The sequence below is a fragment of the Streptomyces sudanensis genome, from assembly GCF_023614315.1.
Classification (GTDB): domain Bacteria; phylum Actinomycetota; class Actinomycetes; order Streptomycetales; family Streptomycetaceae; genus Streptomyces; species Streptomyces sudanensis.
On the sequence record NZ_CP095474.1, the window covers coordinates 3,357,557 to 3,363,471 of the forward strand.

Below are 5,915 nucleotides of genomic sequence, written 5' to 3' on the forward strand. Positions count from 1 at the left end.
CGGCAAATATCTATCAGCAGGAGGCTCGGAGAATTGTAGAAGAGACGNGNNCCNNNNCCGCGGGCCCCGCGGATCACCGCGGACCGCCGCGGGGCCCCGCTCCCACCAGGAACAGGACCCAGACATGACGATCCGGCTGATGCTCGTCGACGACCAGGTGCTGCTGCGCACCGGCTTCCGCATGGTGCTGGCCGCCCAGCCGGACATGGAGGTGGCGGCGGAGGCGGGCGACGGGGTGGAGGCGCTCCAGGTGCTGCGGTCGACACCGGTCGACGTGGTGCTCATGGACGTCCGCATGCCGAAGCTCGACGGGGTGGAGGCCACCCGCCGCATCTGTGCCGAGCCCGGCGCGCCCCGCGTCCTCATCCTGACCACCTTCGACCTGGACGAGTACGCCTTCTCCGGGCTGAAGGCCGGGGCGAGCGGCTTCATGCTCAAGGACGTGCCGCCCGCCGAGCTGCTCGCGGCGATCCGCGCCGTCCACAGCGGGGACGCGGTGGTCGCGCCCTCCACGACCCGCCGGCTCCTGGACCGGTTCTCCCCGATGCTGCCCGGCGGCGTCGGCCGGGAGCCGGAGCACAAGGCGCTGTCCCGCCTCACCGACCGCGAGCGCGAGGTCATGCTCCTCGTCGCCCAGGGCCTGTCGAACGGCGAGATCGCCGCCCGCCTCGTCCTGTCCGAGGCGACCGTGAAGACCCACGTCGGCCGCATCCTCACCAAGCTGGGGCTCCGCGACCGCGTCCAGGTCGTCGTCCTCGCCTACGAGACCGGCCTGGTCCGCGCCGGCGGGGGAAGGACCTCCTGATGCTGCTGTGGCTCAACGGCCCCTTCGGCGGGGGCAAGACCCAGACCGCCCACGAACTGCGCCGCCGCCTGCCCGGAAGCGTGGTGTGCGACCCGGAGGAGGTCGGCTTCGGCCTGCACCGCATGACCCCGCGGCCGCTGCGCGGCGACTTCCAGGACCTGCGGGCCTGGCGGCAGGGCGTCCGCGAGGTCCTCGACCTGGTCCTGCGCCGCCACGGCACCGGACCCGTCATCGCCCCGATGACCCTCGTCGATCCCGGCTACTTCGACGAGATCGTCGGCGGGCTCCGCGCCGACGGGCACGAGGTGCACCACTTCGCGCTGCTCGCGCGGCGCGAGACGGTCCTGCGGCGGCTCACCGAGCGCGGGCCGGGACGCGGGCTGAAGCGGGAGGGCTTCGCCGTCGCCCGCCTCGACCACTGCCTCGAACGGCTCTCCCGCCCCGAGTTCGCCCACCACGTCCACACCGACCGCCTGACCGTCCCGCAGGTCGCCGACACCGTGGCCGCCCTGGCCGGACTGCGCCCGCTGCCCGACACGTACGGGCCGCTCCGGCACCGGCTGTACCGCGCCGGGGTCGGCCTGCGCCACATCAGGCTCGGGTGACCGCACCGCCGGGGAGGCCGGCCGGCCCGGCCGGGCGGTACGGCCGAGGGCCGTCCCGCGGGTCCCCGGGCCGCCCGCCGGTGCCCGAACCGACCGGCCGGGCGGGCCGCCGTCGAATCCGCCGGTGGGTTCCGCGCACCACACCGGAACCGGGCAGGCCGGTCCGGCGACGGCGGCCGGCCGCCTTCCCGAGCCGAGCCGCGGGACGGCTCTCAGCGCAGCACCGTCTCCAGGAAGTCGCTGCCGATCCGGGCCACCGCCGCCACGTCCAGCTGGTGCAGCACGTAGCGGCCCCGGCGGCGGACCGTCACCAGCCCGGCCTTCTTCAGCGCCGACAGGTGCCGGGAGACCTCCGGCGAGGTGATCCCGTACGTGTCGGCCAGCTCGCTCGTCGTGTACGAGCCGCGGGCGAGCTGCCGGCACAGGCGCATCCGCATGGGGTGGGCCAGCGCGTCCATGCGGCGCTGGAGCAGCTCCACCGGCGCCGGGCCCGGCACGGACGGCGCGCCGACCGGGTACTGCACGACCGGCCGCCAGCCCGGCGCGTGCAGCACCATCAGGTGCGGCCAGCCGAAGCCGGTCGGCACGAACACCACCCCGGCCCCGACCTCCGGGTCCACCGCCGTCGTCCGGCCGTGCGCCATCTTGTCCACGTGGATGCGCCGCCGCGCCCCCTCCTCCTCGACCGAGACCACCGGGGACACCGCGTGCAGCGCCTCGGCCAGGCCCCTGCGGCGCAGCAGCTCGCCCTTCTCCCGCGCGTCGGCCGCCAGCCCCGGACCGACCCGCCGCCAGGTGTCCGAGAAGAACGCCCGGTCGCAGTCCTCGAACAGGCGCCGCAGCCACGACCGGACCCCGCTCGGGTCGTCCAGCAGCCGGCGGGTGAACTCCAGCTGCCGGGGCCCCCGGTTGGCGGCCAGCTCCAGTGCGCGGGCGGGCCGCACCGGCGCCCCCTCCATGTAGGAGGAGCAGGTGAACTCCAGTGCCGCCCCGACGAACCGCTCCTCGTCCAGCCGGTCCAGCAGGTCCAGCTCCTCCGCGAGCGTCGCCCCCGGCCGGCCGTCCCCGCCCGGCAGCCCCGCGTACGGCTGGAACACGTCCGACATCGTCGCCGTCCACAGGAAGTTCGCCTCGTGGAGCCGGTCGGCCAGGTCGGGCTTGAGGCCCGCGGCCGTGGCCGTCGCCCACCCATGCAGCCCCGGGTGGTGCTCCGGCTCGGCCAGCGCGTGCAGGGCCATGCCCAGCTCGGCGAGGGGAGAGATCGCGAAGCCGATCCGCTCGGGCGGCAGGCCGGTGATGTCTATCGTCACGCTCACCTCCCCATGGTGCGGTGTGCCGGACGGAGCGGGCGGTCGCTTGACGAGCCTCGTCAATCGACGCGCCCCCGCCGCCGCGGCCACCGCAGCCTGGTTCCATGAACGCGATCCAGCAGCACCTCCTCGACTCCTACCGTGCCGTCCGGCACGACCTGCCCGCCCCGCCCCCGCCGGGCACCACGCCCCTGCGGGACCTCCTCCGCCGCCCCGGTACCGCCCCGCCGCCCGGACGGCCGCCGCTCACCCCTCCCGTACCACCCGGCGCACCGACTCCATGAACACCGCCACCGCCTCCCGCACGTCGTCCGCCGTCCACTCCAGGCCCGGCGCCGTGACCGTCACCTCGGTCATCGCCACACCGGGCGGACCGCCCGCCCGCCCCTCGGACCAGCGCCGGAAGAGGACCGTCCCCGTCTCCTCGGCCTGGCGGACGGCCGCCTCCGTCAGGACCTCCGGCGCGTACGGGAGCCACACCTGGAACTCGTGGGTGTGCGGCACCTCCGGGTGCACCCGGAACCACACCGCCCCCGCCGCCTCGAAGCCCTCCCGCAGCGCGGCCGCCACGACCCGCGCCCGCGCCGCGTACGACGGCAGCCTCGGCAGCTCCCGCTCCAGACCCAGCAGGGCCGCCAGCGCCGCCGGATGCTGCTGGAACACGCCGCCCCCGTACCGGTGGCGCCACGCCCGCGCCTCCTCCGCGAACGACTCCGGCCCCACCAGCGCCGCCCCGGACAGCCCGCCCAGCGACTTGTAGAAGGACACGTACACGCTGTCCGCCAGGCCCGCGATCTCCGGCAGGCCCCGACCGAAGTGCGCCGTCGTCTCCCACAGCCGCGCGCCGTCGAAGTGCACCACCGCGTCCCGCTCCCGGGCGGCCTCCACCACCTCCTCCAGTTCCTCCCACGCCGGCAGCACGAACCCCGCGTCGCGCAGCGGCAGCTCCAGCATCAGCGTCCCGAACGGGTCCTCCACCGCCCGCACCTCGTCCGCGGTCGGCAGCCGGCCGGCGCGCGTCGGGTGGACCGTCCGCAGCCCGGTCACCGCCCCCAAGGCGCCCCGCTCGTGCACCTCCGGATGGGCCAGCGGGTGGAGCGCCACGACCCGGTTGCCGGTGCGCCCCGCCCAGCACCGCAGCGCCACCTGCTGCGCCATCGTCCCCGTGGGGAAGAACACCGCCGCCGGGAACCCGAGCAGCTCCGCCACCCGCCGCTCCAGGTGCTCGACGACGCCGTCCCCGTACAGGTCGACGCCCGCGTCCAGGTCGTACACCGACGGCCCCTCCGCGGCCAGTACCGCGAGCCACTCGCCCGGTGTCGCCTCCGCCGGCGACCGGTGCAGCAGCCGCCCGGCCGCCCGCCACGCCGCGATCCGGCGCCGCCGCTGCGCGGCCTCCCCGTCCCGGTCCTCCGTCTCCTCCCCGTCCCGGTCCTCCTCCCCGTCGTCCCGTCCGCCCCCGCTCCGGCCCTCACGCCGCCGCGCGGCCCGCCCGTCCCGGTCCTCACCGTCCCGGTCCCTCACCCCTTCCCCGTACGTCGCGCCCTCCGGCGCCTCCGGCCGCTCCGCCGCGGCCCCGTCCGCTCGTCCGAGGGGGCCGCCGTCATCCATCGCATCATTCATGCCGGGATCATGCCCCCACGTCGTCCACAGGCGCGTGGGTTTGTCAGACCGGTCCGGGGACCCTGTGGACGGTGCGGAAGCGGCCGTGGGGCGCTGGCGTAGCATGGCGGGAAATCGTCCGGTACCCACCGAGGACTGGAACGGAAGGCCGTCGCCACGTGAATCCACCAGCAGAGCCCCGCCCCGCCAGGCTCACCGTAGGCGTCGTGGGCGCGGGCCGGGTCGGACCCGCCCTGGCCGCGTCCCTCCGGCTCGCCGGACACCGCCCGGTCGCCGTCTCCGGTGTGTCCGACGCGTCCCGTCGGCGCGCCGCCGAGTTGCTGCCCGACGTGCCCGTCGTCCCGCCCGCGCAGGTACTGGAGCGGGCCGAGCTGGTCCTGCTGACCGTCCCCGACGACGCCCTGCCCGGGCTGGTCGAGGGGCTCGCGCGGACCGGTGCGGTGCGGCCCGGTCAGCTCCTGGTGCACGCCTCCGGCCGGTACGGCACCGGTGTGCTCGACCCCGCCCGCCGGGTCGGCGCCCTGCCGCTCGCCCTGCACCCCGCCATGACGTTCACCGGCACCGCCGTCGACGTCCAGCGGCTCGCCGGATGCTCCTTCGGGGTGACCGCGCCCGACGAGCTGCGCCTGGCCGCCGAGGCCCTCGTCATCGAGATGGGCGGCGAGCCCGAGTGGATCGCCGAGGAGGCCCGCCCCCTCTACCACGCGGCCCTCGCGCTGGGCGCCAACCACCTCGTCACCCTGGTGGCGCAGTCGATGGAGCTGCTCCGCAGGGCCGGGGTGGGCGCGCCCGACCGGATGCTCGGCCCGCTCCTCGGCGCCGCCCTGGACAACGCGCTGCGGTCCGGCGACGCCGCCCTGACCGGGCCCGTCGCACGCGGTGACGCAGGTACGGTCGCCGCGCACGTCGCGGAGCTGCGCAAGCACGCCCCGGCCACGGTCGCCGGCTACCTGGCGATGGCCCGCTCGACCGCGGACCGGGCCCTCGCGCACGGCCTGCTCAAGCCCGAACTCGCGGAGGACCTGCTGGGTGTCCTCGCCGCGGGACCCGCCGGCGAAGGACGCCCCGACGACCGGGGCCCGGAAGGAGACACCGGCCGATGAGCCCGACGCCGCACGCCGCCGGGACGCCCGGCGAGGCCCCGGGCGCACGCCCCGGTGTCACGCTCGTCCACACCCGTGAGGCACTGGACCGGTTCATGGAGCAGGCCCGGACCCGGTCCGCCCCGGACGCCACCCGGCCCCCGGGCAGCACACCCGCCCNNNAACACCCCGACACCACGGCCATCCCGCCCGCCATATCCCCCACGGACGCCACAGTTCCCACGGACGCCGCAGTCCCCACGGACGCCGCAGTTCCCACGGACATCGCATCCCCCACGGACGGTNCAGCCGCCCCGCGCCCCCCGCGGCCGCCTCCGCCCGGGGAGAGCGGGCGGAGCCGGCCGCGGGGGGCGGGGCGGCTGCGGCGTCCGTGGNNNNGCCCGCCCCCGCCCCCCGGGTCGCCGTCGTCATGACCATGGGCGCGCTCCACGAGGGCCACGCCGCGCTGGTGCGGGCCGCGCGGCGTGGC

At 76.5% G+C, this 5,915-nt stretch carries 5 protein-coding genes and 1 pseudogene; 4 read left to right on the forward strand and 2 right to left on the reverse strand.

Going from position 1 to position 5,915, the window contains the following annotated elements; all coding sequences use genetic code 11:
- The first annotated feature begins 124 nt into the window (after positions 1-124).
- Positions 125-805: a response regulator transcription factor gene (locus tag MW084_RS15675; protein WP_010470336.1), complete on the forward strand. Its 681-nt coding sequence runs from the start codon at positions 125-127 to the stop codon at positions 803-805.
- Positions 805-1,410, forward strand: a complete 606-nt coding sequence (locus MW084_RS15680; RefSeq protein ID WP_010470335.1) for an AAA family ATPase — start codon at positions 805-807, stop codon at positions 1,408-1,410. Before MW084_RS15675 ends, MW084_RS15680 begins: the two co-directional genes overlap by 1 nt.
- A 212-nt stretch (positions 1,411-1,622) precedes the next feature.
- Here the strand turns inward: MW084_RS15680 and MW084_RS15685 are convergent, their stop codons facing one another.
- Positions 1,623-2,720, reverse strand: coding sequence for a DUF5937 family protein (locus tag MW084_RS15685; RefSeq protein ID WP_010470334.1), 1,098 nt, complete (start codon positions 2,718-2,720; stop codon positions 1,623-1,625).
- 246 nt (positions 2,721-2,966) lie between these two features.
- The gene (locus tag MW084_RS15690) at positions 2,967-4,343 is read right to left on the reverse strand and encodes a threonine aldolase family protein (RefSeq protein WP_275563641.1); all 1,377 of its coding nucleotides are present in this window, start codon (positions 4,341-4,343) and stop codon (positions 2,967-2,969) included.
- A 158-nt stretch (positions 4,344-4,501) separates the two neighbouring features.
- Here MW084_RS15690 and MW084_RS15695 point away from each other — a divergent pair, with 158 nt between their 5' ends.
- Both MW084_RS15695 and MW084_RS15700 read left to right on the forward strand, forming a co-directional pair.
- Positions 4,502-5,446: a Rossmann-like and DUF2520 domain-containing protein gene (locus MW084_RS15695; RefSeq protein WP_039829159.1), complete on the forward strand. Its 945-nt coding sequence runs from the start codon at positions 4,502-4,504 to the stop codon at positions 5,444-5,446.
- Between the two features lie 385 nt (positions 5,447-5,831).
- Positions 5,832-5,915, forward strand: a pseudogene (locus MW084_RS15700) (pantoate--beta-alanine ligase); the annotation flags it as partial.